Annotated in this window: 25 protein-coding genes; 5 read left to right on the top strand and 20 right to left on the bottom strand. The window is 38.8% G+C overall.

Features of this window, described 5'->3' with window-relative positions; translation table 11 throughout:
* Positions 1–18: 18 nt before the first annotated feature.
* The 14 genes from PALPR_RS09750 to PALPR_RS09685 form a co-directional block, all read right to left on the bottom strand.
* Positions 19–924, bottom strand: a complete 906-nt coding sequence (locus PALPR_RS09750) for a glycosyltransferase (protein ID WP_013445453.1) — start codon at positions 922–924, stop codon at positions 19–21.
* 59 nt (positions 925–983) lie between these two features.
* Positions 984–2,096 carry a glycosyltransferase family 4 protein gene (locus tag PALPR_RS09745; RefSeq protein WP_013445452.1) on the bottom strand — a complete coding sequence of 371 codons (1,113 nt, stop codon included), beginning with the start codon at positions 2,094–2,096 and terminating at the stop codon, positions 984–986.
* Positions 2,097–2,121: 25 nt separating this feature from the next.
* Positions 2,122–2,817 carry a lipopolysaccharide kinase InaA family protein gene (locus PALPR_RS09740; protein ID WP_013445451.1) on the bottom strand — a complete coding sequence of 232 codons (696 nt, stop codon included), beginning with the start codon at positions 2,815–2,817 and terminating at the stop codon, positions 2,122–2,124.
* 3 nt (positions 2,818–2,820) lie between these two features.
* Positions 2,821–3,852, bottom strand: a complete 1,032-nt coding sequence (locus tag PALPR_RS09735; protein WP_013445450.1) for a glycosyltransferase family 9 protein — start codon at positions 3,850–3,852, stop codon at positions 2,821–2,823.
* Entirely contained in the window at positions 3,852–4,460 is a 609-nt protein-coding gene (locus PALPR_RS09730; protein ID WP_013445449.1) for a DUF4254 domain-containing protein, read from the bottom strand. The genes PALPR_RS09735 and PALPR_RS09730 overlap by 1 nt, the downstream gene beginning before the upstream one ends.
* Before the next feature lie 20 nt (positions 4,461–4,480).
* Positions 4,481–5,197, bottom strand: a complete 717-nt coding sequence (locus PALPR_RS09725; protein ID WP_013445448.1) for a glycosyltransferase — start codon at positions 5,195–5,197, stop codon at positions 4,481–4,483.
* Positions 5,198–5,209: 12 nt separating this feature from the next.
* Positions 5,210–6,724 (bottom strand): lipopolysaccharide biosynthesis protein, encoded by a 1,515-nt coding sequence (locus tag PALPR_RS09720; RefSeq protein WP_013445447.1) that lies wholly within the window; start codon positions 6,722–6,724, stop codon positions 5,210–5,212.
* Between the two features lie 44 nt (positions 6,725–6,768).
* Positions 6,769–7,056: a putative signal transducing protein gene (locus PALPR_RS09715; protein WP_013445446.1), complete on the bottom strand. Its 288-nt coding sequence runs from the start codon at positions 7,054–7,056 to the stop codon at positions 6,769–6,771.
* Between the two features lie 55 nt (positions 7,057–7,111).
* Complete coding sequence (ruvB, locus tag PALPR_RS09710) at positions 7,112–8,128, bottom strand: Holliday junction branch migration DNA helicase RuvB (RefSeq protein ID WP_013445445.1); 1,017 nt, start codon at positions 8,126–8,128, stop codon at positions 7,112–7,114.
* Between the two features lie 81 nt (positions 8,129–8,209).
* Entirely contained in the window at positions 8,210–9,115 is a 906-nt protein-coding gene (locus PALPR_RS09705; protein ID WP_013445444.1) for an ATP-binding cassette domain-containing protein, read from the bottom strand.
* Positions 9,116–9,192: 77 nt separating this feature from the next.
* The gene (gene pssA / locus PALPR_RS09700; RefSeq protein WP_013445443.1) at positions 9,193–9,870 is read right to left on the bottom strand and encodes a CDP-diacylglycerol--serine O-phosphatidyltransferase; all 678 of its coding nucleotides are present in this window, start codon (positions 9,868–9,870) and stop codon (positions 9,193–9,195) included.
* A gap of 97 nt (positions 9,871–9,967) precedes the next feature.
* A complete protein-coding gene (gene dtd / locus PALPR_RS09695; protein WP_013445442.1) occupies positions 9,968–10,420 on the bottom strand; it encodes a D-aminoacyl-tRNA deacylase in 453 nt (150 codons plus the stop codon).
* 166 nt (positions 10,421–10,586) lie between these two features.
* Positions 10,587–11,105, bottom strand: a complete 519-nt coding sequence (locus tag PALPR_RS09690; RefSeq protein ID WP_013445441.1) for a TlpA family protein disulfide reductase — start codon at positions 11,103–11,105, stop codon at positions 10,587–10,589.
* Between the two features lie 269 nt (positions 11,106–11,374).
* Complete coding sequence (locus PALPR_RS09685; RefSeq protein WP_013445440.1) at positions 11,375–11,728, bottom strand: hypothetical protein; 354 nt, start codon at positions 11,726–11,728, stop codon at positions 11,375–11,377.
* Positions 11,729–13,079: 1,351 nt separating this feature from the next.
* Between PALPR_RS09685 and PALPR_RS09675 the strand changes: the two genes are divergently transcribed.
* Entirely contained in the window at positions 13,080–13,811 is a 732-nt protein-coding gene (locus PALPR_RS09675; protein WP_013445438.1) for a DUF6261 family protein, read from the top strand.
* A gap of 329 nt (positions 13,812–14,140) precedes the next feature.
* Complete coding sequence (tnpA, locus tag PALPR_RS09670) at positions 14,141–14,611, top strand: IS200/IS605 family transposase (protein WP_013445437.1); 471 nt, start codon at positions 14,141–14,143, stop codon at positions 14,609–14,611.
* A gap of 365 nt (positions 14,612–14,976) precedes the next feature.
* Here tnpA and PALPR_RS09665 read toward each other — a convergent pair whose 3' ends face one another.
* From PALPR_RS09665 to PALPR_RS09650, 4 genes are all read right to left on the bottom strand, one after another.
* Positions 14,977–16,002 (bottom strand): 2-oxoacid:ferredoxin oxidoreductase subunit beta, encoded by a 1,026-nt coding sequence (locus tag PALPR_RS09665; protein ID WP_013445436.1) that lies wholly within the window; start codon positions 16,000–16,002, stop codon positions 14,977–14,979.
* 101 nt (positions 16,003–16,103) lie between these two features.
* Positions 16,104–17,951 carry a 2-oxoacid:acceptor oxidoreductase subunit alpha gene (locus tag PALPR_RS09660; RefSeq protein ID WP_013445435.1) on the bottom strand — a complete coding sequence of 616 codons (1,848 nt, stop codon included), beginning with the start codon at positions 17,949–17,951 and terminating at the stop codon, positions 16,104–16,106.
* A gap of 281 nt (positions 17,952–18,232) precedes the next feature.
* Positions 18,233–19,630, bottom strand: coding sequence for an asparagine--tRNA ligase (asnS, locus tag PALPR_RS09655; RefSeq protein WP_013445434.1), 1,398 nt, complete (start codon positions 19,628–19,630; stop codon positions 18,233–18,235).
* Positions 19,631–19,784: 154 nt separating this feature from the next.
* The gene (locus tag PALPR_RS09650) at positions 19,785–21,281 is read right to left on the bottom strand and encodes an SUMF1/EgtB/PvdO family nonheme iron enzyme (protein WP_013445433.1); all 1,497 of its coding nucleotides are present in this window, start codon (positions 21,279–21,281) and stop codon (positions 19,785–19,787) included.
* A gap of 261 nt (positions 21,282–21,542) precedes the next feature.
* On the opposite strand from PALPR_RS09650, the gene folP reads away from it, so the two are divergent.
* The 3 genes from folP to fbaA all read left to right on the top strand — a co-directional run bounded on the left by folP (position 21,543) and on the right by fbaA (position 24,432).
* Positions 21,543–22,391 carry a dihydropteroate synthase gene (folP, locus tag PALPR_RS09645; protein ID WP_013445432.1) on the top strand — a complete coding sequence of 283 codons (849 nt, stop codon included), beginning with the start codon at positions 21,543–21,545 and terminating at the stop codon, positions 22,389–22,391.
* A gap of 41 nt (positions 22,392–22,432) precedes the next feature.
* On the top strand, positions 22,433–23,215 hold the full coding sequence (gene cdaA / locus PALPR_RS09640) for a diadenylate cyclase CdaA (protein WP_013445431.1): 783 nt from the start codon (positions 22,433–22,435) through the stop codon (positions 23,213–23,215).
* Positions 23,216–23,352: 137 nt separating this feature from the next.
* Positions 23,353–24,432, top strand: a complete 1,080-nt coding sequence (fbaA, locus tag PALPR_RS09635) for a class II fructose-bisphosphate aldolase (RefSeq protein WP_013445430.1) — start codon at positions 23,353–23,355, stop codon at positions 24,430–24,432.
* 208 nt (positions 24,433–24,640) lie between these two features.
* On the opposite strand, the gene PALPR_RS09630 is transcribed toward fbaA, so the two are convergent.
* Complete coding sequence (locus PALPR_RS09630) at positions 24,641–25,402, bottom strand: polysaccharide deacetylase family protein (protein WP_013445429.1); 762 nt, start codon at positions 25,400–25,402, stop codon at positions 24,641–24,643.
* A 136-nt stretch (positions 25,403–25,538) separates the two neighbouring features.
* Positions 25,539–26,063: a thioredoxin family protein gene (locus tag PALPR_RS09625; RefSeq protein ID WP_013445428.1), complete on the bottom strand. Its 525-nt coding sequence runs from the start codon at positions 26,061–26,063 to the stop codon at positions 25,539–25,541.
* Positions 26,064–26,111: the final 48 nt, after the last annotated feature.

The raw sequence follows: 26,111 nt of genomic DNA, 5'->3' as shown, positions 1-26,111 counted from the left end.
GATATTAGTGGAAAAATTTCACTTTAGTAAATTATGAGGACAATATAATAATCTCAGAAAAAAAATTTTAAACCGAATTAGTTTTAATTTCTGTGTTATTTTTGTCGATTGAATTATGCCTGCATAGTGGGTGGCTTCGGCTATAATTTCATTTGTTGAAAACCCAAATTTAATGAGTCTTTTCGTTAGCTTTAAAAGTCTTTCTTCTTCAATTTTAGCAAATTGACTGCGTCTTTGCTCGTTGATACTTTGTCCAGCAAGAGGTAAGTATTTTTCCCATTTCCTGAATACTCGAATTAGGTTTTTGATATATTCACGTTGGAATTTTCCTCTTGAAAAATGCTCCAGCTCAATGTCATAAATTACATAATTTTGGTAACCCGATATTGTAGCCTGAAGCGCAATGTCAAAATCGTAACCATGAAAACCGCCAATTTGTTCATCAAATCTCAACTCATTCATTACATCTCTTCTTAAACAAAGAAAAACACCATCCAATAAAATGGTTGGATGTTTAGTTTCACTATAATTCTCCGGGAAAAAACTTTTTACAGAGGGTTTCTTCCCCGAACTGTCAGACTGAATTATATTTATACAGGAGGTTTTTCCTGAACAAGAGCCAGGGATACGCGTAACCAAATCACTTCCGGCTAGCCCAAGTATGCCTACGGTCGGCTCTGCCAGATGCGCAATTACTTTCTTGCCCCAATTCTCTGTATTAATGCACACATCTTCATGAATAAAACAAATGTAAGGATATTTGCTCCGTTCAAATCCAGCATTATACGCCGAGAATATTGAATGTTCATTAAATGTGTTATCAATGCCGATTATTTCATAATCAACGCCAATTGTTTCGCTAATATTCTTAGTGAGTTTATCTAATAATGTTTTATTTCTTGAGCAGATAATTACTGAAAGCATGAGTTAAGCAGATTTTCATTAAAGAGAGTTACAAAATTACACTATTTTAAGCAGATAATCTAAACGCTTTTGTACAAACTCATCAATCCGTCAGCAATTTTGTCGTCAGTAAAATTTTGGGCATGTATTATCCCTTCCTGTATCATGGTTTTTTGAAGACCAGAATCATTTAAGACAGTCTGAATGGCAGCACCAATTTCCTCTGCATTTTGAGGTGAAACATACATACTGAAATTACCACCGGTTTCTTCAAAACAGCTTCCGGATGAAGTAATTACCGGCGTTTCACTGCAGAGAGCTTCCAGAATAGGAATACCGAAACCTTCGAATATAGAAGGATAAACGAATAATTGTGCCATTTGGTAAATAGCAGGTAAATCATTTGTTTCTACCTGATGCAAAAAAAGAATGCTGGTTGAGAGATGCAATTGAGCAGCCAACTGTTGTAACTCAGTGGTATAATCGGTTTTTCGGCCAACAACTACTAATGGGATATCAATTTTTTCCTGAGATATGGCTTGGATGATAGATGCAATGTTCTTACGAGGTTCAATTGCTCCTACAAACAGAAGATAATCTGAAGGAAGGTCATATTTATTTCTAATTGCTTGTTTTTCTTCCATTGAAGCTGTTTGCCTGAAAATATTGTTGCATCCCTGATATACTACTTCTACTTTTGCGGGGTCAGCATCGAAAAATTCGATGGCATCTCGCTTTGACTGTTCGCTAATAGCAATAATCCTATCGGCAATCCGGCAACTATAGAAATTTTTAGCAGTGAAGATTTTGCGATATGATGCAGCATATAATTCAGGATACCGCATAAAAATTGCATCATGGAAGGTGACAATCTTTTTTATTGGTAATTTCTCTATTCCTACCGGTAACTCTTGGCTTAGACCGTGGAAAATATCATCGCCATGTCGCATTATCTCAGCATTCAATCCATAACTTCTCCACAACGATGATGGCAGAAACTTATAAATCCCACTAGGTTGAATAATGGACGTATTTTGAGTGTTTAGCGGAACTTCAAGCTTAATATCAGGGGTGTATAAGTCGTACTGGTTGTCAGGGAAGTACTGACTGAGTATTCGTATCAAATCGCGACTGTAATTACCCAATCCGCGATGATTACAGAATAATCTTTTGGCATCATATCCTATTCTCATAACTTTGTTTTATCGGATTCAGGGATTAAAATTCAGTACAATAATGATTTATTCTTTCTACCGATTCGGCTTCATCCAATTCAGCTGCAGCTGCATATAAAGTTGCGATTCTCGTTAATACAGATTTATTTTCAGATAGACGCTTGAAACTTTTATATCGGTCTGTTTTAGAAATAGAATGTGAAAAATGCATTCTGTTTATATCAATGAGTGTAAACAGATAATTGTCTTTTAATTTCTTGTATAAAACATTGCCGGGCGACATGTCAAAGTGCAAAACTCCTTTGCTGTGAAAATGAGCTATGTACTGAGCTAGATGTTGCAGTAAAGTATCGTCTGTTTGAGTCCCGATCATCAATTCGCGTATATCGGAATAATCCTTTTCGTATATCGATATAAAGAAACTGTAACTAAGTAACCCAAAGCTTTTTTGCTCAATATAGGCTATTGGCATTGGTGTATTAATGTCCATTTCCAGCAGCCTGAGCGCATACTCATAGGCTCTTTTTGCTTTTGAAGGGCGGAAAAAAGTATATGCAATTCTGTTGATTAAATGTGGTCTTTTATAACGCTTAACGATTATGTCAATTCCTTCTACTGTATAGGATTTAAGTTGATTGCGTGCCGCAAAAACCAATGCTCCTTCCTGATCGAAGATATCAGGAATCCGATTAATAAAAGAGCTTAGAGCATTATATGTAGGGTTTATTACGGTTTTCATAAATCAGAAAAGTATATTTTCAATTTGTTGGATAATTTGTTTGGGAGTAATCTGATACAGACAGGCATAATCTTTTCTGAAACACGGTTTTTGTCCGTAAACGGAGCACGGGCGACAAGGCAAATCAATCTGAACAGCATTGTCGGTGGATTGATTCCAACCCATGAATCCTGCATAAGGATGAGTTGCTCCCCAAAGCGAAACTACCTTAGTATCAACCAACGATGCCAAATGCATATTGGCAGAATCCATTGAATACATCACATCCAACTGACTCATCAAAACAAGCTCCTGACTCATATTCAGTTTTCCAGCCATAGAAACTATAGCTGAATATTTCTTTTTCCAGTCGTCGATAATTTTCTTTTCATACTCACCGCCTCCAAACAAAAATACCTTCACACGCTGATTGTTGGCAAAGTGCTCAATTACTTTTTCTTGTAATTCCAAAGGATAAATCTTTCCTTTATGCTTAGCAAAAGGAGCAATTCCGAGCCATTTTTCATCAGTTTTTTCGCCTGTATGAGTCGTTATCTCCGATAAGTTGACTTGCTCATTTTCAAAAATGGAATTGAATCTCAGATCAAACCTGAATCCAAGCCTTTCAAAAACATCATAATAACGCGCAAAGCCGGATTTTAGTGAGGCAAAGATCTTATTATTTTTTCTAGTGAGTTGCTTTTTCTCATTCCTGCCTTTCCTGATAGATGCTGTGGCTGCTCCTGCCAGTTTGAATCGAAGGCACAAATATCTTGACCTCAGTACCGAATGAAGATCAGCAATATAATCATATTTCTCCGTTTTTAGCTCTTTGTAAAGAACATTCAAACCACCCAACCCACGATGTTTTGTGGATAAATCTGCTCCGATAAAACGAACGTTTGACGGCAGTTTATCGAATAATGGTTTGAATGACTCACGACTTAAAACAGTGATCTCGTGCATTGGAAATGCCTTGGCCAATGAATATATCACCGGTACAGTCATGGCCACATCGCCCAAAGCCGAAAATCTTATGATTAGAATTCTGGACATTATTTCCCTTTTGCGTAAAGAACAGGATTCAGTGCCGGGTCGTTATACATTTTCATTTGTTTGTACACTTTCATCTTTTTCACACCATCGCTGATATCACTTATTAACTGATCAATGGCAGTAGAAAGATCTACCTTTTGTTCTAAAAGGATGTTAAGCTTGGTTTGGCATTGGGTTAAGTGATCGGCCGATGAGTCTTTTCGTTCCACTTCTTGTTGCATGTGGTAAATTTTCAAGTGCAAAATTGATAGCCGATCTATTGCCCATGCAGGACTTTCGGTGTTTATTATAGCACTCGACTTTATAACTACATCTTTATATTGATCAAGGAAATAACTGTCAATTAATTCAACCAAATCTGTTCTGTCCTGATTTGATTTATCAATTCGACGTTTTAGCGCAAGAGCTTCAACAGGGTCAATTTCCGGATTGCGTATAATATCTTCTAAATGCCACTGAACTGTATCTATCCAGTTTTTCAGGTAGAGATAGTATTCAATGGTTTTAAATTCATACGGATTATTAATTGGCGCGTCAACGTTATCGGTCTTGTGATAATCAAGTACAGATTCATTGAAAATTTGGTTGCTTAATTCTATAAATGTCATGTTTTCAAATAAAGAGTTTATTATTTATTAAAAATCTTATCAATAATTTTATTCCAGTAATATCTGCCCGGTTGCGTCTGTTTCAGGTGCATCCAGGGGTATATGCTATGTTGTAAATGGACAACGGGCACGGAAGTGACTAAATAGTTTTTATATCCAAGTTCTAAAGTTTTATGAGATATGAAATAATCGTGCCAGGTTCTGTCCGGGTTCAACTGATTAAAATTATACGAATTCAGAAATGACTGAGAAATAAGTGTACAGCAGAAACTAAGTTGTTTTCTGGTACTCGCCACTTTCGATTTTATTCTTTTGGCGAACAAATACGGGTAGTTTACTTTCTTGTTTACATCAGTGGTTATTGAAGCTATCAGACCCGGATTTTCGAGTTGTGTGGCATAATCATATAGTTGCTGAATAGTATTCTTTCCAACAACAACATCCGATTCTACAATTAAGATGTGAGCTTCTTCAAAACTGGCTCGCTGTTGAGCCATTTGCAGGATAGTCAAATAATTAGGAGAAGGATGCAAGGTAACGTCCTTCAGATTTATCAGATTAAAATCAAATTTTTTCGACAATTGTTCTAATGCGTTGGTGGATTCATCTGAGCTGAAATCATTATAAACCGTATAAATGAAATCAGCCGATATTTCTGAACTCATGATGCTTTCGATGGTTTTTTCAGCTATTTCCACCGAATCTTTTACTGGTGTAACGATGTGTAATTTGCTCATGGTTAGTTAGTTTTATTTAAAAAATCTATTTATTACCGGAATATTCCTTAAGGGGAAATCGCGCTTAATCAACAATGTCAGGTATGCAATCATTAATACAGATTTAAGAGCTATATTAACAAAAGCATAAGGCGTTTGTATGAATGTACTGATTATATATAGTACGATTGTTACAACTGTATATAGCCCAATGGTTTTAAAATCGTATTTAATCGGCATATGTTTTTGTCCGAAAAAATAAGAAACCACCATGATAACAAAGAAACAGGCAAAAGCAGCCCAGGCACAGCCCATATAACTGTAAGTTGGTACCAGTGCTATGTTCAGCAGCAACATTATAACAGTACCGAGCACCGAGAACCATGCTCCATACATAGTTTTATCGGTTAGTTTATACCACAGTGAGAGATTAAAAAATACACCTTGAAATATAAACGAGAACATGACGATAGGAACAACTTTTAGTCCAACCCAATATTTAGATGAAATGATATGTTTAAAAATATCCATATAAAGCATCATCCCCAGAAATATCAACAAGGCTATCAGGATGTAATACTTCATCGCGTCAGCGTATGTCTCCATACTGTTTTTATCTTTCTTTTGAGCAAAAATAAATGGTTCGTACGAATACCGGAAAGCCTGAGTAAACATGGTCATAACCAACGCAATTTTAGCCACACCTCCGTAGATTCCTAGTTCGGCCTTCCCATTAGCGCCCTGCATTAGGAATGGGAAAAGAATCTTATCAAGCGTTTGATTCATGATACCGGCAATACCCAAAACTACCAATGGTAAAGAGTATTTCAGCATTTGTTTCAGAAGTATCTTGTCAAACGAAAACTTAACAACGAAAACATCGAACAGTAAAGCAACGGTTACTAAAGCCGAAGAAATGAAGTTTGAGATAAATACATATCCCACTCCATAATCAGGATTGTAGAACCAGCTGATTAAATTTGGAGCTTTCTCTGCCAACACAGGACAAATAACCAAGAAGAAAATATTGAAGAAAATGTTCACAGCAATACCAAATAAGTTTAGAAAAACAAATCTTATCGGTCGATTTTTAAAGCGTAGATACACATAAGGAATACAACCAAATGCATCCATGGCTACGGTAGAGCCCATCAAAGCAATGTACTCCGGATGACTTGAATAACCCATGGCACTATGATTGGAAGCTCCCAGAATATTGGCAATGGGTTGAGAAAATATTATACAGCCCAAAGCAAAAAGTAACGATGTGAACCCAACTGAGATTAACGTAGTACTATATACTTTGTCCGATTGGTCAACGTTTTTATTGGCAAATCTCAAAAAACCGGTTTCCATTCCATAGGTCAACGCTACTAAAAGCAGTGCCGTCCACGCATATAAGTTTGTTATAACCCCATAAGCTTCAGGGCCTGACAACACAAAGGAATATAACGGGAACATCATCCAATTAATAAATCTTCCCAAAATGCTACTGACTCCATACAAGGCGGTATCCTTCGCCAGCTTTTTCATTTGTTTCTCAGCCATAAATCACTTACAAGGTTTGTGTTGCAATTTACAAAAAGTAAATTTTATTTTCGTTTAAAAAAGTTCAATATTTTCCCCATCCATTTCATTTCGGACGTTGGTTCAAAATCTTCGGCTTTTAGGTAACCTTTTTCAAAAAGTAGCTTTATTGCATTGTCTACTTGGTTGTCAGGTACCTGAAGTTGTATTCCGCCGTCCACTAAATCGATGTATGCCCGATTTATAATTTCATTCTTTCCAAAACAGTCAATGCCACATGATTCGAGGTAGGATTTAGCCATTTCAAAGTCGATTGACTGGCTAAAAGTTCGGATAGTTACTAATTCTGCCATAAGTAGTTTATATTAAATTGTTTATAATTAATTACTCCTTACCTCTTATTTCTGTCTAAAACAACGTCCCGGTTTCTCCAAGCTTCACTTTTCCAAGATGCTTGTATGCAAGTTCCGTCACTTCACGACCGCGCGGTGTACGCTTCATAAATCCCTCTTTTATGAGGAATGGTTCATAGACCTCTTCGATAGTTCCCGCATCTTCGCCCAACGCTGTGGCAATGGTGGTTAGTCCAACCGGTCCGCCACTGAATTTGTCGATGATGGTATTGAGAATTTTATTGTCTATTTCGTCCAGTCCGTATTTGTCAATGTTCAGAGCTTCTAGCGCATAACAGGCAATTTCCACATCGATGCTACCATTGCCTTTAACCTGCGCAAAATCACGAACACGGCGCAATAGGGCATTGGCAATACGTGGCGTACCCCTGCTTCTGCCAGCAATTTCTACGGCTGCCTTGTGTCCGATTTCTACATTTAAAAGTCGAGATGAGCGCTTGATTATTTCTGTAATAACCTCAATATCATAATACTCAAAATGACAATTGATACCAAATCGAGCCCTCAGTGGTGCTGTGAGCAAACCGCTTCGGGTGGTAGCTCCAATGAGTGTAAACGGATTTAGCTCTAACTGTATGGAACGTGCACTCGGACCTTTATCAATCATGATATCAATGCGATAATCTTCCATGGCGGAATACAAATATTCTTCCACAATGGGGCTCAGACGATGAATTTCGTCGATAAAAAGCACATCATTCACTTCCAGACTGGTGAGCAAGCCTGCCAAATCGCCCGGCTTATCGAGCACCGGACCCGAGGTGATTTTAAAGCCCACATTCAGCTCATTGGCAATAATGTTAGAAAGTGTGGTTTTACCCAGCCCCGGAGGTCCATGCAGTAACACATGGTCGAGAGATTCGGTGCGCATTCGAGCTGCCTGTACGAATATTTTCAGATTCTCGACAATTTTATTTTGTCCGCTGAAATCCGAAAAAGTAAGTGGACGCAATGCGTTTTCGAACTCTTTTTCTCCTTTTTGATTATTTCGTATGTCGAAGGTTTCTTCCATTAATATCTAAGTTACGAGTTACGAGTTACAAGTTACGAGGTCAAATATAATACTTGTAACCCGTAACTTATTTTCTTGTAACTATTTTGTCAATTCCCTGAAAACATCTTCCATGCTTCTTTCAACTGAATTGATAGTCAGTATTTTGTTGTTGGATCTTACCGCAAAGTCAAAAATGATCTCGCGGATATCAGTAGATGCAATTATCGTAAATCGTTTCTCGGAAACTGGTTGTACCGCTGTGATACTTTCCAACTTTTGAAGGCTCTCCGGTTTTACAGCTTCGGCAAATTCAACTTCAAAATGGAGGTTTTCTTCATTAAAAAGATTGATTTTTGATATGTCGGGATAATCGGCAACAATTTCAGCTTTGTTTATCACGATAACGCGATTACAAATAGCTTTTATTTCCTGCATGATGTGTGTGCTGAGCAAAACGGTTTTGTCTTTGCCTATTTGCCTGATAAGACTTCGGATTTCTTCTAACTGGTTTGGGTCGAGTCCGGTGGTTGGTTCATCCAGTATCAGTACTTTGGGGTTCGGAATCAGCGCTTGAGCCAGTCCTACACGTTGGCGATATCCTTTTGACAGCTGACCTATTTTTTTATGAAACTCAGGTCGTAATCCGACTTTGTCAATCAGTTCCTCAACCCGTTTGTCCTTTTCTTTTCCTAAATGATAAGTTTCAGCTACAAACAGCAAAAACTCTTTCACGTACATGTCAGTATATAACGGGTTTTGCTCAGGTAAATAGCCAATCAGGCTGCTGGTTTTCAATTGATTGTTACTCACTTCCATTCCGCAGACTTTAACTGAGCCTGTAGAGTAAGAAAGTGCTCCGGTCAATATCTTCATTGTAGTGGTTTTCCCTGCTCCGTTTGGCCCCAGAAAACCAACAACTTCGCCTTCACCTATCTCGAAGTTTATATCGTTTAGAACGGTTTGTTCTCCGTACTTTTTACTTAGATGTGAAATACTGATTGACATGTGTTCGTGATTTAGAGCAAATGTACTCTTTTATTTATCAATTTAAGTTTATCGGTGCCGAAAAAGTTGTATTGAAATTAAACTTTTGATATCTTAAGTATTTTGACAAGCACAGATAAAATTATATACCAGCTAATTAGCATGGGGAAAGCATTTTGTTGGAAAATGATCAATAGGATAGCGCAGATAATTAAAAAGAGATATTGTATCCGGTTATCTTTTAAGGATAGATTTTTAAATTTGAGAGAGAACATCGGTAGTTCTGATATGAGCAGATAGCAAAAAACAGCAATAAGAATAACCAATATTGCTACATTATTACTTATCCATAAAGGGAAAGAATAGACAATTCCAGCCCAAAAAATGGCATTTGCCGGAACGGGAAGCCCCAGAAATGAAGTTTTCTGTCGGGTATCTACGTTGAATTTTGCTAAGCGCAAAGCTGAGAAGACCGGAATCAAGAATGCCAGGTATGGAAACCACTCATTTATCTGCATTTCAGTCATAAGCGAGAATACGATAGCCCCGGGTGCCATACCGAAACTGATAACATCGGCCAAGGAGTCGAGTTCTTTTCCCATGTGAGAATACGATTTCAATAATCGGGCGCCCAGTCCATCCAGAAAGTCGAAAACGGCAGAAAGCAAAACGGCAATAAATGCACCCTCATAATTACCTTTAAATGCAAGAAGTACAGCTACACAGCCCGAAAAAAGATTCAGGCAGGTAATAAAGTTCGGAATATGTCTTTTCATTGATTAGAACTTTGCTAGTTATAATTTATTATACGAATTTGGCTGAATACAAATGACCAAATATCGCTGATGAAGTGAGTAATTATTGCGAAGCAAGTTACTCTTTATTTTTTGAATCTATCCAAATTGTCACAGGTCCGTTGTTTACAAGAGCCACTTTCATATCGGCGGCAAATGTTCCTGTTTTCACCTCTTTTCCCAGTTTTAAACTTAGCGCACGGCAAAAATGCTCGTAAAGCGGAATTGCAATTTCGTGTTTCGCCGCTTTGATATACGACGGGCGATTTCCCTTTTTTGTCATGGCATGGAGCGTAAACTGACTTACTACCAGAATCTCACCACCAATGTCGGTCACAGAACGGTTCATAACCCCGTTTTCGTCATCAAATATGCGCAATCCCACCGCTTTTCCTGCCAGCCATTCACTGTCTTCTATGGTGTCAGCTTCTTCAATTCCAACCAATATCAGCAGCCCTGCGTTAATGGCCGATTTTATTTTGTTGTCAATTTCTACCGAAGCTTCATTAACCCGTTGAATTAAAATACGCATTTCGTCTATGGTGTGTGAGATTTTGAGCTACAAAATTACAAAAAAATGTCGAGAATAGGGCGGACATAGTTTTTGTAGCCAATCTATTGTATAAACAGCTAATTTATGGAGTCTTAATGTTTAGTTTCCGGAAAGTATGGACCGGATAACTGGCTGAAGGAAACGATTATTTGAGCAGAGAGTCAATTTTTTCGGTCATGGTCTTAAACTCTTCTTCGTTGTAGAGTCTGGTCAGCATCACGATTTTCCCTGTTTTGTCCACAATCACATTGCGGGTTATTCCGGCATCGCGGGTGGCATACAGCGCAAAGATATTGGCGTGTGGATCAAGGCCAATCGGGTAGGTTATGGGGATGGATTTTGCAAATTTCAGCACGGTAGCCAACGGCTCATCGCGATCTACTGCTACCAGCGCAAAGTCAGGATTTGCTTTGTGTTTTTTCCAGATATCACGTTCGATAAACGGCATCTCGTGACGGCACACACTACACCAGCTGGCTGTGAACTGGAGCATAACCACTTTGCCCTTTAGGTCTGACAGCTTTACGGTTTTGCCATCGGTTAGTTTTATGCTGAAGTCGGGAGCTGCGTCGCCAACTTTGACTATATATCCTCTGTCATCAGTCGATTGACCGTAAAGAAATGGAGTTAGAGTGAGTGCCATAAGTAGTATGAATTGTTTCATGCGTAGTTTGATGTTTTTTGCCGATTGAAAAAGATAATATTTGCTATAATTTTAGTGTTTGCAAAAGTAATCAATCTTCATTCATTGAACTGGTTTTAAAACAAAAAAAACGCTGTAAGGTTTATCCTCATGCATTTCTTTACCCTTTCTTGCCCATAAAAATAATAGAAGCAGATGAAAACACCTGCTTCTATTACCTATAATTAATTATGCTCTACTGATAATCAAATATCATATTTGCTTATCAACATATCTGATACATTACCCAATCAAAACTTTACTTTGTCTGGATTCCAAGTTATATTATCCAATGACACCCATTTTTTTTCGATTAAATGGAACCAAATTACAGTATTTTTATGTTCTTTGTCCCAAACATATTCCATGATATGTATATTTTTACCATCGGGCTCTGGATAGTAAACCAATAGTCCATATTGATACTCATATAAAGATTTAGTAAGAACAAATTCTTTATATGATGTAGGATTTCCAATTTTCTCTTTAATAAATTCAATAGATTTTCCATTAAGACTCTTATCGGTTTTGATTGATTGGGAGCAACTTATCACTAATAATGAAACCATTATAAGTAGATACTTACCAGCTTGGAGTGTTTTCATCGATTTTAGTATTAAATTCTTGTGAACAATTATGGGATTTTAATTAAAATAGTATTGTTTAGAGGTATGATACTGTTTTGTTAAAGGGAAAGCAATAGCACCTGTCTTTCCAGATATACTCATTAAATGAATAAAATTTGTATACTGTCACTGGGATTTGCAATCCCAGTTTTTGTATTCTTTGGATTTTTAATCCAGTAGTATAACTGGATTTGTTTATTTAGGATTACAATTAGCTTCGCTGACCGTTGGTTCCTTGTAGTACAAGAAGGTGGGATTATAAATCCCACCAACCAGTACATTACCTTATTTCATGACGATTTTCGTTTAAAACTAGTTATAAGAAAAACAATCATTAAGACAGTATATAGGATTATTACTTTTGAATATGAGTTGACATACTGAATATCAGCTACACTTGCAGATTCATATGTCAGACAAACGCTGCTATTCATATAAATACCAAACACTATATATAAAATGAACCCAGAAAAGGCTATCATTAGCCATATGAAAATATTAAAATAAATTTTCATACCATTATTTTTGATTTGTTATTCCCCTGTTCGCCGTAGTGTATAATTTCTTACTCTGATGTTCGGCGAATGGGTCTCCTGCTTTCCATATAGTTTGCAAATATAATTCATTTTTTAAAAGAAAAAGACACAAATTGCTTATGCCTTTTTCTGAGTTTGAATACGGAAGTCTGGAGACTTCCTTTTAGCTTGAACGAAGTGTGGATACTTCGTTCAACATCCCGCGCCAATCTTTACGCTACTCCGAACCAATTACGTCTCTATTTTTTTTGTTCTGTATTAAGGCACAGCTAATTGCAACTTGCCTTTCCCAAATTCCGATCATTCCTATATTTCTAAGTATTTATAAAAAAGTCATTAAAAATATTTTTAAATTATCTTTAATAATTCAGATTAACTTATTATATTTGCCGTGCGAGAAGGTTAATCTCTGTGAAAATATCCTTTATATATAGCAGTTAGATGAGTCGTTGCTTTCCAGAAGTACGTGTGTGGCTGAGTTGATATCTGCGTCTTTAGGGCTAATGACTAAAATTTTCCAAGGACTGATTCGACTCGTATATATGTTACAGAAAATTTCCGAATCATTTTTCCTCCCCGGTTTGCCCTTCAGAAAATTTCAGAAGTATTTTTCCGAGCGGATTTGCTCTTCAGAAATTTTCAGAAGCATTTGTCAGGGTGGATTTGTTCTTCAGAAAATTTCTGAAGCATTTTCCTGAGAGGATTTGCTCTTCAGAAATTTTTTTAGGAAATCAATACCTTTCAGTAATAAATGAATTATCTTTCGTAATATAAATCTTAAAAAAGTTTACAAAATGGAAAATCATTCTTTATCGCCACTCTATGTGGCAAAGTTACCACTGAAAGCCCTTTATGCGCTCAACAAATCTACTATCGAACTGTCCAAACCCATTGCGGGTATGATAGGACCGATTGCTCAAGCAGGGTTGAATTATCTCGAATCCATCAACCTACAACTGGCGGTGCCACTCAACAACAGTAGTAAAAGTAGTTTTACTAAGGAGGTTCAGAAGCTCGATGCAGAGCGCGATACCGACATAAACGAGATCAAGCGGGTAACGGCATCGTATCTGAAAAGCAGTAACCCCGAAAAGAAATCGGCCGCATCGTTGCTGCAACTTTTTCTGGCACCATTTTGGGCTGTGGATGGTATGCCACAGGATATCGAAACAGGAATTGTGGAGGATATGATTGCAAAATACAATGCGCGTCCCGACCTCATGGCAGCTGCCAACGTAATTGATGTGGCTGGTTTATTTGTATCGGCTGCCGAAAAAAACAGAGCTTTCGATCTTAAATGGAAAAGTCGTAATGCCGAATACTCCGAACGACCAGAATCGGCTAGTTCGCTAAAACCGATTGTAATAGCAGCCTATATCCAGTATTGCACGGCTATAGAGCAAATGATGAACTTTGCACCTAATGATACCGTCACAGCGCTCTTCAACCAAATGGACGAACTTCGGAAAAGCTATCGTTCGCAGGAAGGAGGAAAAGATACACCACCCACTCCCGAAAGTAAATAAGTTGATTTTTTCCCCTGCTGCGAGAGTGGTGGGGGAAAATTTTATCAGGTAGATAAGATATTCCAATGTTTTGATTTGTTTATATATTCCGGTGCTCTGCACCTTAGGTTTGTGGGTTGCTGGTTTTGCTACAAAGATTATGGTGCTCTGCACCAAAACTCATGCATGAGGAATTTTAATCAGATGTATTTTCTCTGATATTGGCAGCAATCAACAATAATCATAAACAAAGGTGCAGCGCACCGTTAATCTTTGTAGCTAGGGAGAATAAAGTGATCCAAAGGTGCAGCGCACCGTAATATATATTCGTCATTATAAAACGATAGATTATGGCAAATACCTATACCCAATGTTATGTTCATCTGGTTTTTTCGCCTAAAAACCGTGAAGCGCTAATAGATAAAGCATGGAAAGTTGAACTTGAGAAATATATAACAGGCATCGTTCAGAATCGAAAACATAAATTGCTAGCAATAGGGGCGATGCCAGATCATATTCATATTCTAATAGGTTATAACTTAAATGAACTAATTCCTGATTTAGTTGAAGAAATAAAAACATCAACAAATATTTGGATTAAAGAAAACAGATTATCAAAATTTAAGTTCGAGTGGCAGCATGGTTATGGAGCATTTACACATTCGAAAATGCAGATTGACACTGTTGTGAACTATATTCTCACACAAGATCATCATCATAAAAAGAAATCATTTAAAGATGAATATCTTGAGATATTGATGAAAAATGGGGTTGAATTTAAGAAAGAATATTTATTTGATTTTTTTCAAGATATCGACTGATGATATTCCGGTGCTCTGCACCTTAGGTTTGTGGGTTGTTTTTTTTGCTACAAAGATTATGGTGCTCTGCACCAAAACTCATGCTTGAGGAATTTTAATCAGATGTATTTTCTCTGATATTGGCAGCAATCAACAGATTAGGGAGCATCATTTCCTATATATTGCAGCAAAATCAACAATATGCAGAAACAAAGGTGCAGCGCACCGTTAATTTGTGTAGCTAGGGAGAATAAAGTGATCCAAAGGTGCAGCGCACCGTAAGATAATACATTTCATTTTCGACGAGTTGCAGATGGAATAAAAACAAACCGGCTAAACCTCATCGTAGAAGTTTAGCCGGTGCTTTATTTATTCAACTTTTCGAGTTACATCTCCCACTGCTCGCAGGTGGCAATCAGCTCGTCGAATGTTTTTATTTTTGATTTGGCTTGTACTTCGGCTATTTGAGCTTCCACTGCTTCGTCGTAGGTTTCTTCTTCCACATCGCGGATAACTCCCAGTGCAATCGGCATTTCAGGTCCTTCCATCATTGCCAGTTTCATGTGTAAGGTGGTATCCTGGCACTTCGCGTCGTGAACCAGAATATCGTTTTCTGTAACACCGTTTTCGCCAATAGTCACCACTTTCAGGTTGAAGCCATCAAGCACCAGTCCTTTGTTGCGGTCTTTACCGAAAATCATTGGTTTTCCATCTTCAAGCACTATGGTGCGGTCGGTACGGGTTTCTTTTTCCGAAAGCCAGCCGTGAGCACCATCGTTGAATATCACACAGTTCACCAGACATTCAACCACCGAAGTTCCTTTGTGCTTAGCGGCTGCTATCATACATTGCTGCGATGTTTTCAAATCCACATCGAGCAGGCGCGCAAAGAAAGTGCCGCGCGCTCCGAAGGTAAGCTCTGCCGGACGAAACGGACGCTCTACCGTACCGAAAGGTGACGACTTGGTGACAAATCCTTTTTTCGTGGTAGGTGAATATTGTCCTTTGGTAAGTCCGTAAATCTGGTTATTGAAAAGCAACACGTTTAAATCCACGTTGCGGCGTACACTGTGTATAAAGTGATTTCCACCGATAGCCAGACAGTCGCCATCGCCGGTAATCTGCCAAACGGTTAGTTTAGGGTTGGCTACTTTTACACCGGTGGCTACAGCTGCTCCACGTCCGTGAATGGTATGAAAACCATAGCTACTGGTGTAGTATGGTAAGCGGGACGAACAACCGATACCGGAGATAACGGCAATATCATGTGGTGCCACTCCGAGGTCAGCCATTACTTTCTGCAATGAATTCAGTACGGCGTAGTCGCCGCAGCCCGGACACCAGCGCACATACTGGTCGCTCTTAAAGTCTTTGGCTGTATATTGTATTTTTGTTGATTGTGTAGTTTCCATAATGCAAACTTTTATAAATTACCCCAACCCCTAAAGGGCTAAGAAAAATGAAATTTGTGTAGTATCTTTAATAATTTACTTACTAAGTACCCCTTTCGGGTTTATTTCATCAATTCGGTGAAATCATCTTCCAATTCGGCCACCGTAAAGGGTTGTCCCTGTACTTTGTTATATTGTAAAAATTCTACAGCCGGTACTTTCGACCGCAGGAAAGTGGCAAATTGTCCGCTGTTCAGTTCGCATACCACCACTTTTTTATAACGTTGAATTACTTCAATCGTATTTTTGGGTAGTGGGTTGATATAGTTGAAATGCGCCAGCGCTATTTTCTTGCCAGCTTTATTCAGGTTGTTCACGGCGGTCATCAAATGCCCGTGTGTACCACCCCAACCAATTACAAGCATATCTGCACTTTCATCGCCTTCTACGTTTAATTCAGGCAGAGAATTACTGATATAGTCAACTTTCGCCTGACGTGCATCTACCATTTTTTCGTGGTTCAGTGCTTCAGTAGAAATAGCTCCTGTGTTATAATCTTTTTCCAATCCTCCGTTGCGATGTCCGAAACCTTCCATTCCCGGCACACTCCAGTAACGCACTTTTGTAGTTTCGTTTCGCGAAGTGACATTGTAGTCGGTCATATCCGCTTTCACGTAGTTTGGTTTTATCTTCGGCAGTTCGGCCAGTGTTGGCAGTTTCCAAAGCGAAGTTCCGTTTCCGATAAAAGCATCGGTAAGTAAAATCACCGGAGTCATGTGCTCCAATGCTATTTTACTGGCCATATAGGCATAGTGGAAACAATCGTCGGGAGTACCTGCTGCTATAACCACTGCAGGGCTTTCGCCGTTGCGCCCGTAGAGCGCCTGTAATAAGTCTGTTTGTTCGGTTTTGGTTGGCATACCGGTGGAAGGTCCGCCGCGCATAACGTCTATAACTACCAAAGGCAATTCTGCCATCACAGCCAGTCCTATAGCTTCCGATTTTAAAGCCAGACCGGGTCCAGAGGTATTTGTTACTGCCAGACTTCCGGCAAATGAAGCACCAATGGCCGATGTAATACCGGCAATTTCATCTTCGGCTTGAACCACTTTCACGCCCATGTCTTTGCGGGCGCTGAGTTCGTGCATAATGTCGGTGGCGGGTGTAATCGGGTAGCTTCCGAGGAAAAGTTGCAGTCCTGCTTTCTGGGCAGCTGCTATTAACCCCCAGGCTGTAGCTTTATTACCGCTGATACTGGTATATTTTCCTTTCGGAGTAACGTGCGATTTCTCTACCAGATAAGTTGAGATAGACAAATGCAGGTTGTTGCCATAGTTGAAACCGTCGGTAAGTACTTTTACATTCGCCTCCAGAATGGTTGGCTTTTTGCCGAATTTGTTTTGCAGGAAATGTATTGCCTGATCGATAGGGCGGTTAAATAACCAGCAAATCAAACCAAGCGCAAACATGTTTTTACTGCGCAATACAGTTTTATTGTCGAATCCGAAAGCTTCAAGGCTGCTTTGAGTCAGCGTGGAAAGTGCTGCCGGGATCAATTGTATGCTTTCTGAAATGGACAGTTCTTCAAACGGATTTTCTGTTTTAAACCCGGCCTTATCAAACCCGGATTTATTAAACGTATCAGAATCAAAAATGATAATTCCGCCTTTCTTTATAGATTTTGCATTAACCTTCAGTGCAGCGGGGTTCATTACCACCAATACATCCGGATCGTCGCCCGGAGTATAGATTTTACTTGATCCTAAATGTACCTGAAATCCCGAAACACCTCCCACTGTACCTTGTGGGGCTCTGATTTCGGAAGGAAAGTCAGGGAATGTTGAAATCTCGTTTCCTAAAATGGCCGAAAGATTGGAAAAGAGTGTTCCTGTGAGCTGCATGCCATCGCCTGAGTCTCCGGAAAAACGTACCACTACATTATCCAATTCGGTTGTTTTCGTTTTGTCCATTTCGTTATATAGTTATTGTTAATTTTATTAAAGATGAACACAAAAGTATGCATTATTCTGTAAATATGCAATAAGATTAACCGATATATGCATATTTGTCGTGTTTCTGGTTTATTATACTATTTTCGTTGTATTTTTATTCAAGATGACGACTTTCTATTAAAGTTGCTTGTCTGAGATTCCGTAACAACCGGGTTGTAGGTAGTTGGAAATACGTCAAACAAGCAGCCATCTCTCATTCCGAAAATTATCGTAAAATAATGGTCGGTTGAAATAACAAATTAGAACTCGGCATTGTTCGGTGTGCGAGGAAAAGGAATTACGTCGCGTATATTTGACATACCGGTTACGAACAATAACAGACGTTCAAATCCAAGTCCGAAGCCGGAGTGAGGTGCTGTTCCGAATTTACGGGTTTCAAGATACCACCATATATCTTTCGTCGGTACACCCATTTCATCGGCTCTTGTTTTAAGCTTCAGGTAATCCTCCTCACGTTGCGATCCACCGATGATTTCACCGATTTTAGGGAACAGAACATCCATAGCACGTACCGTTTTTCCATCATCGTTTTGTTTCATATAAAACGATTTGATTTCTTTCGGATAATCGGTCAGAATAACCGGTTTTTTATAGTGTTGCTCTACCAGGTAGCGTTCGTGTTCCGATTGTAAATCCGTTCCCCAGCTTACAGGGAATTCGAATTTTTGTCCTTTTGCAATAGCAGCTTCCAGTATTTCCACACCTTTTGTGTAAGTTACGCGTTCGAAGTCATTGTTTACCACAAAGTTCAATCGTTCAATCAGTTCTTTGTCGTACATGTTGCACAGAAAATCCAGATCGTCTTTACAATTATCCAACGCCCATTTCACACAATACTGAATAAAGTCTTGTGCCAGTTGCATGTTTTCTGCAATTTCGTTGAAGGCTACTTCGGGTTCAATCATCCAGAACTCCGACAAGTGACGTGGTGTGTTTGAATTTTCGGCACGGAAAGTCGGTCCAAAAGTATAAATCGCTCCCATCGACATGGCTGCCAATTCGCCTTCGAGCTGACCGGATACGGTTAAGCTGGCTTGTTTGCCAAAGAAGTCGTTACTGTAGTCTATCTGTCCTGTTTCGTCCTTTTTCAGGTCGTACAGATTCATGGTTGTTACCTGAAACATCTGTCCGGCACCTTCGCAATCGGAAGCAGTAATAATCGGTGTATGAAAATAGAAGAAACCACGCTCGTGAAAGAAAGTGTGGATAGCCATAGCCATGTTGTGACGAACGCGGAAGACAGCTCCGAAAGTATTGGTACGTGGACGCAGGTGCGCTATTTCACGCAAGAATTCCATTGTATGTCCTTTCTTTTGCAAAGGATAACTTTCTGGATCGGCAATACCGTATATTTCTATTTTTTCGGCTTGTATTTCTACATGTTGTCCTTGTCCAAGCGACTCTACCAGTTTACCAGTAACGCTGATACACGCACCGGTGGTAATAGGTTTGAGGTACTCATCACCAAATTTTTCATTATCAGCTACAACCTGTATATTATTGATGGTTGAACCATCGTTCAACGCAATGAAACTTACATTCTTATTTCCACGGCGGGTACGAACCCAGCCTTTAATGTTTACTTCGGCACCAAAATCTGTACGTTTAAGTGCATCAACAATGACCGTTCTGCTCATAATGTTTCTTTTATAGAGATTTATCTGAATTATTAATTGATTTTTAAAGAGTACAAAAGTACTAATTTCCATTGGAATGTCAACCTGAATAAAAACAAAAAAGCACCAATTCAAATAGAAGTGGTGCTTTGTAAAACCTTTCGGTCATTTCGTATTATTTTTTTGCGTCGCCAATCATGCTCATTGCACAACGGAAGCCTAAGTCATTTCTACATTTGTCTTCATCTAGGTAACGACGGGTAGAAGGGTTCAACCAATATACACGGTCTTTCCATGAACCACCTTTGTATACACGAGTTTTGACTGAAATAGATGGACGTAAAACATCGGTTGGGTCAACTTTGATATCGTTTCTTAAACTTGCCAGACCGGTTGAATCGTTGAGCGTAAAGTCAATCTGAGAAGTAGCATCACCGTCTTTGAAGTTACGAACATCATCACCTTTGGCTACTTCAGTCGCTATGCGTCCAAGTGAGTCAATTTTGTAGGTTTTGTTACCCAGTTCATCCACGCCTGTAGCTATAGGTGTTAAGTAAACGTTTCCTCTGAATGAGTTGTACTCTGCAATATCATCGGTAGTGGTTGAGCGATATACATCCAATACCCACTCATTTACGTTACCTGCCATGTTGTACAATCCAAAGTCATTAGGGAAATACCAGTCAACCGGACAAGTGATAGTTGCTTTATCATTCAAGGTTCCTGAAGTACCCATCATATCACCTTTACCTCTCACGAAGTTTGCCTGCATTTGTCCCAATTGTTTTTTAGTCGGGTTACGAACCTGAGCACCAGACCAGGGGTAAAGTTTTCCTTCAGATACCATACCGTTTTTGTTGCTGGATTTGATAGCATATGCTGCAAATTCCCATTCTGCTTCTGTAGGAAGACGGAATTCAGAGAAAAGAATCCCATCGGTCATATCCACTTTTCTGTTCTTGCCGAATAAGTCTTTTTTCGGATTCTTGCCGTTCGTTGGTTGGTAGTCGGGTTGTAATAAGTATTTCTGAGTATTGAAAACAAATTTGTTTGAAATTGTTTCAAGATCAGTTTCTTTTTCCAGTTTTGTGAAATTAGGAGCTGTAATAATACCGGCATCAATCAATGCTTTTTCGTTTACGCGGTCGGTACGCCATGTACAATAATCCATTGCCTGTTTCCAGGTTACACCTACTATCGGATATTGATCATAAGCAGGGTGTGTAAAGTAGTTTTCCAGGTATGGTTCATTGTAAGCCAATTCTTCACGCCATATTTTGAAGTCGGGTTGAGCATCCTGTACAAGCTTTGGAGCTGCATGTCCAAATACTATTTTCATCCAGGTTGTATATTCGCGCCAGTCAATGTTTCTGATTTCGTATTGATCCATATAGAATGAACTTACAGTAATTCTACGTGGTTTATTGTCACGAGGAGCAGTCAGGAATTCACCTTTTTCCCCCATGGTAAACGAACCTCCTTCAATAGCAACCATGCCGGCAGGTATACGTCCTGTATAACTCTTCTTAACAGATAAACCGGTTCCGGTTTTGTCATTGTACTTCCATCCTGTTACACGTGAATAACCATTGTTTGTTGATTTACTTACGCATCCAACCAAGGTTATTGCTAAAGATAATGTTGCTAATTTAGCTATGGTTTTCAATTTCATAAAACGTGTGATAAATTAAAGAAAGTTTGATTTATTAAACTATCGTGCAAAAATAGTATTTTTTTTTGGTAAATGGATATTGAGTATTTTTTTTTCGAACATTCTTTTATAAAAACCCATCTTAATAACTTGATTTCTACAAAAAACGTATACATTCCTTTAAAAAATTCTATTTTTTTTATTCTAACCAAACTCTCGGCATAATTTCTTACTTTTGTAAATATATAAACAACTTATAATTTGTAAGTTTTTTCCATAAAAATGAGTAATTTCCCTTTGCAAATTAATTTAAACCAACAGTTGGTTGACTTATCAGTGCCCGTTGTTATGGGAATTGTCAATGTGACTCCGGACTCTTTTTACAAGGGAAGCAGGTTTGCTAGCGATCGATCGGTTTTGCATGCCGTGGAGAGTATGGTGATTGATGGAGCAAAAATCATTGATGTGGGTGGTTATTCTACCCGACCCCAAGCCGAACTTATTTCGCAGGAAGAAGAAATAAGACGTTTATCGGAAGGACTGGAGGCGATTCTTAAAAGATTTCCGGATATTCTTATTTCTGTGGATACTTTCAGGTCGGGAGTTGCAAGACACGTGGTGAATAACTACCGGGTTGCGATGATCAATGATGTAGGCGGTGGTACGTTGGACGATTTGATGTTTGAAACAATTGCAGATTTGCAGGTAGCTTACGTACTAATGCATATGCGCGGAAATCCGCAATCAATGCAATCGCTGACGCTGTATGATGACATTGCGTCTGAAGTTCTTCATTTTCTGGAAAGGAAACTTGCTCAATTGCGCTTGCTGGGAGTGAAAGATGTGGTTGTAGATCCCGGATTTGGCTTTGCCAAAGATCTTGATCAAAATTACACGTTACTTAGCAAACTGGCTTATTTTAAGCAGTTGAATGTTCCTGTACTTGCAGGTTTATCGCGCAAATCTATGCTGAGCAAATTACTTGGGATAGATGCTTCGGAAGCGTTAAATGCCACAACGGCAGCTAATATGCTTGCATTGATTGGTGGAGCGTCCATACTTAGGGTACATGATGTGAAAGAAGCCGTCCAAGCAGTAGAAATATATAAAAAGTACATTGAAACAAAATAGATTGGAATAAACCGGATTGATAAAACGAGTAATCATTTGTTATGGGTTTTCAAATAGGATTTAAAGATATTGTTGATATTTTTTTGGTAGCTATCCTGCTTTACCAAACATTTAAACTGCTCAAGCGTACGGGAGCGGTAAATATTTTTATTGGTATTCTGGCCTTTATCATTTGTTGGTTCCTGGTGTCTTATGTATTCAAGATGGAGCTTTTGGGCGGCATCTTCGACCGGGTGGTAAGTGTGGGAGCCTTCGCTCTTATTGTGCTTTTTCAGGATGAAATAAGAAGATTCTTCCTGCGTATAGGATCCAAACGAAGAGGAAGTATTTTCCGAATTTTCAAACGTTTCTTTGGAAATAATTCAAATGAAAAAGAAAAGACGGATTTCGTACTGGTGCAGATTGTGCTCGCTTGTCGTAACCTGGCAAAGAGTTCTACAGGTGGACTGATAGTGCTAACCAGAGAAAATAGTCTGGATTTTTACGCCCATTCCGGAGAGCAGATTAACGCCACTATTAATTCCCGCTTAATTGAAAATATATTCTTCAAAAACAGTCCATTACACGATGGTGCGCTCATTGTATCTGACCGAAAACTTAAAGCTGCGGCTTGTATATTACCTATTTCCAAAAATCAGTCTATCCCTAAACGCATGGGGCTACGTCACCGAGCGGCTTTAGGAATTACCGAACATTCAGACGCTATTGCCATAATCATTTCCGAAGAAACCGGGCATATTTCCTGGGCAATAAACGGACAGTTAACGGTGAACGTAAAGCCCGAACAACTTGAACATTTCTTATCCGAGGAGCTGGCTCACTAAGCAGATTTTGTTTCGTTGAATTTAGCTTCGCTCCACGTCAAATAATACGGCTTATAATGTACTTTTAAATCAACTTTTTCAAAGTCTGGTTGTTATATTATAAGTTTAATGTTTTAAAACTATTTAATAATATAATTATGGGTAAAATTTCAGATGCAGTTAAACCGGGTGTAGTAACCGGAGCTGATCTTCAATTTGTATTTAAGGTAGCCAAAGAGAATGGTTTTGCTATTCCGGCTGTTAATGTGGTGGGTTCTTCTACCGTGAACGCTGTGCTCGAAGCTGCAAAAGTAGCTAACGCTCCTATTATGATTCAGTTCTCCAATGGTGGAGCAGCTTTTAATGCCGGTAAAGGATTAAAGCTGGAGGGACACGAGGCTGCTGTTTTAGGAGCCATAGCCGGAGCAAAGCATATTCATACTTTGGCAGAAGCTTACGGTGTACGTGTGGTACTTCACACAGACCATGCTGCTAAAAAACTCCTTCCCTGGATTGACGGCTTACTTGATGCCAGTGAAAAGAACTTTGCAGAAACCGGAAAGCCACTTTTCAGTTCGCACATGCTCGACTTATCGGAAGAACCACTCGAAGAAAACATTGAAATCAGCAAAAAATACCTTGCCCGTATGAGCAAAATGGGTATGACGTTGGAAATTGAACTGGGTATCACCGGTGGTGAAGAAGATGGTGTTGATAACAGTGGTGTTGATAACAGTTTGCTTTATACTCAACCTGAGGATGTGTATTATGCCTACAAAGAATTGAGCAAAATATCGCCTAATTTCACTATTGCAGCTTCGTTTGGGAATGTACACGGAGTATACAAACCGGGTAATGTAAAATTGATGCCGGTTATTCTCAAAAACTCGCAGGACTATATCAAAGCCAAGGACGGTTTATCCGTATCTCATCCTGTGAGCTTTGTCTTCCACGGAGGATCGGGTTCAACTCACGAAGAAATTCGCGAAGCAATCAGCTACGGTGTGGTAAAAATGAATATCGATACAGATACTCAGTGGGCATTCTGGGATGGTGTTCGTGGTTTCGAAGCTAAAAATCACGATTACCTGCAAGGTCAAATCGGAAATCCTGAAGGAGCCGAAAAACCGAACAAGAAATTCTACGATCCCCGCGTGTGGTTACGCAAAGGCGAAGAATCTTTGATAGCACGTTTACAGGTTGCTTTCGAAGATCTAAATGCTATCAATAGCATCTAATAGTTGATAGTCTACAGTTGAAAGTTCGCTTTCATAGCATATAAAAGCGGTCGTTTCATAATTGAAACGACCGCTTATTTTTTTTGTTGAATTATTTTGATTATCAGAAAAATAGTTCGCTGTTTTCGCTACGCTAAACCGGAATCTGGTATCTGTGTGTCATAAAGGTGTAGTTCACCGTTGCATTTGAAGTAATAAGTCGAATTTATTAATCCTGTGGATAGAAACGCATTTGTTCAAAAACAATGTTTTTATCTTTTCGCAACCGATCAATCAGTTGTTTTAAATCAGTTTCCTCCCAGCGCCGCTGAAACATTTCATCGTGCAACAGAATAACGATATTGTTTTTTGTAAACGTTTTATTTGTATTCAGCAAGTCCATAATTTGTTTGTACATTTCATCAACACTTTGCACCGGAGTACCATCTTCTTCGTGATGTTGCCACTCTACATCCCAACCATAAACCTTAAATCCTCTTGCAGCCAGACTGTCAGCTGTGGCCACTGCATTAATTTCACAATCATCCTGTTTCCTGTTGTTAAATCGCCAGGTATTGCAGGCCGGCATACGTATAATCTTATATTGAATTTTCAGGAATTCCTGATTCTTCAGAAAATCCTCGGTAGCTTTATGCGGATTGCTGTAAAACAGGGTATATTGATCGTTGCCATGCGTAAAACTATGATTGTACTCATCGATGTAAGGATTCTCTTCGTAATACTTAAAGTAAGTCTCCATATCACGGTCTCCATCAACTTCCGAACCGATTAAAAATACGCTTATTTTTATCTTTTCTGCCAAAATAATACTGTCAATATTCTGGCTCCCATCCAACGGACCGTCATCAAAAGTCAAATACACATATTGCTTTTGAGGCACCGATGATCCCATTTTGTTGTCTGTTTTACACGAATATAAAACAGAGAGTAAAAGCACAATGAATGAAAAACTTAAAAGACGGTGATTCATATATTTAATTGTATGTTTGTTTGAACTCTTTGTTTGCTGTACGACTCCTTTTGCGCGGCAAACCAAATTACTTGACTCAGAAATATTTCTTATTATCCTACTTCCTATGCATTAAAATAACGTGGAGAAGCGAAATTTATTTGCTGTGATTTGCAGGAATCCATTTGAGTAAAAACTCCTTCACTTTGTCCGGATTGTATCCCTTGCCGGCTTCAAGCACGCCACTTTCCTGTACGCTGAGTAGCTTACCTTTGTCCGATAGAATTATAAAAAACGGATAGCCATACTTGCTGTTTTTTGCTACATACTTACTGAAAATCGCTTCGTTTTTATTTTCGGGAGAGTAATTCAGGTGATAATAAAGGTAGTTCTTATCCAAAATGCTTTTTAGTTCAACCTGATTGTGAACGAAGTAATTGAAACGTAAACACCAGCTACACCAGTTGCCTCCACACTGAATAAAGATATTTTTATGGCTCGTGCCGGCTTGTTTTATCAGTTCATTCAATTTTTTCTGCGCATCTTCCTCCGGGTGATATGGTTTGGGTAGCGCGCTGCTTTCAGGATATTTAAACGTGTCTTTCGCCTCTGCGGGAGTTTGCGCATTCAGAGCCGAAATGATCAGAGAGAAACTAAAAATTGCAATAAATATTTTCTTCATATACCTTGTAAATTAATTTTTTATTTGGAAATAGATACCATATATTTT

This window comes from Paludibacter propionicigenes WB4 (genome assembly GCF_000183135.1).
Lineage (GTDB): Bacteria > Bacteroidota > Bacteroidia > Bacteroidales > Paludibacteraceae > Paludibacter > Paludibacter propionicigenes.
This window is presented reverse-complemented; position numbering and strand designations above follow the sequence as displayed.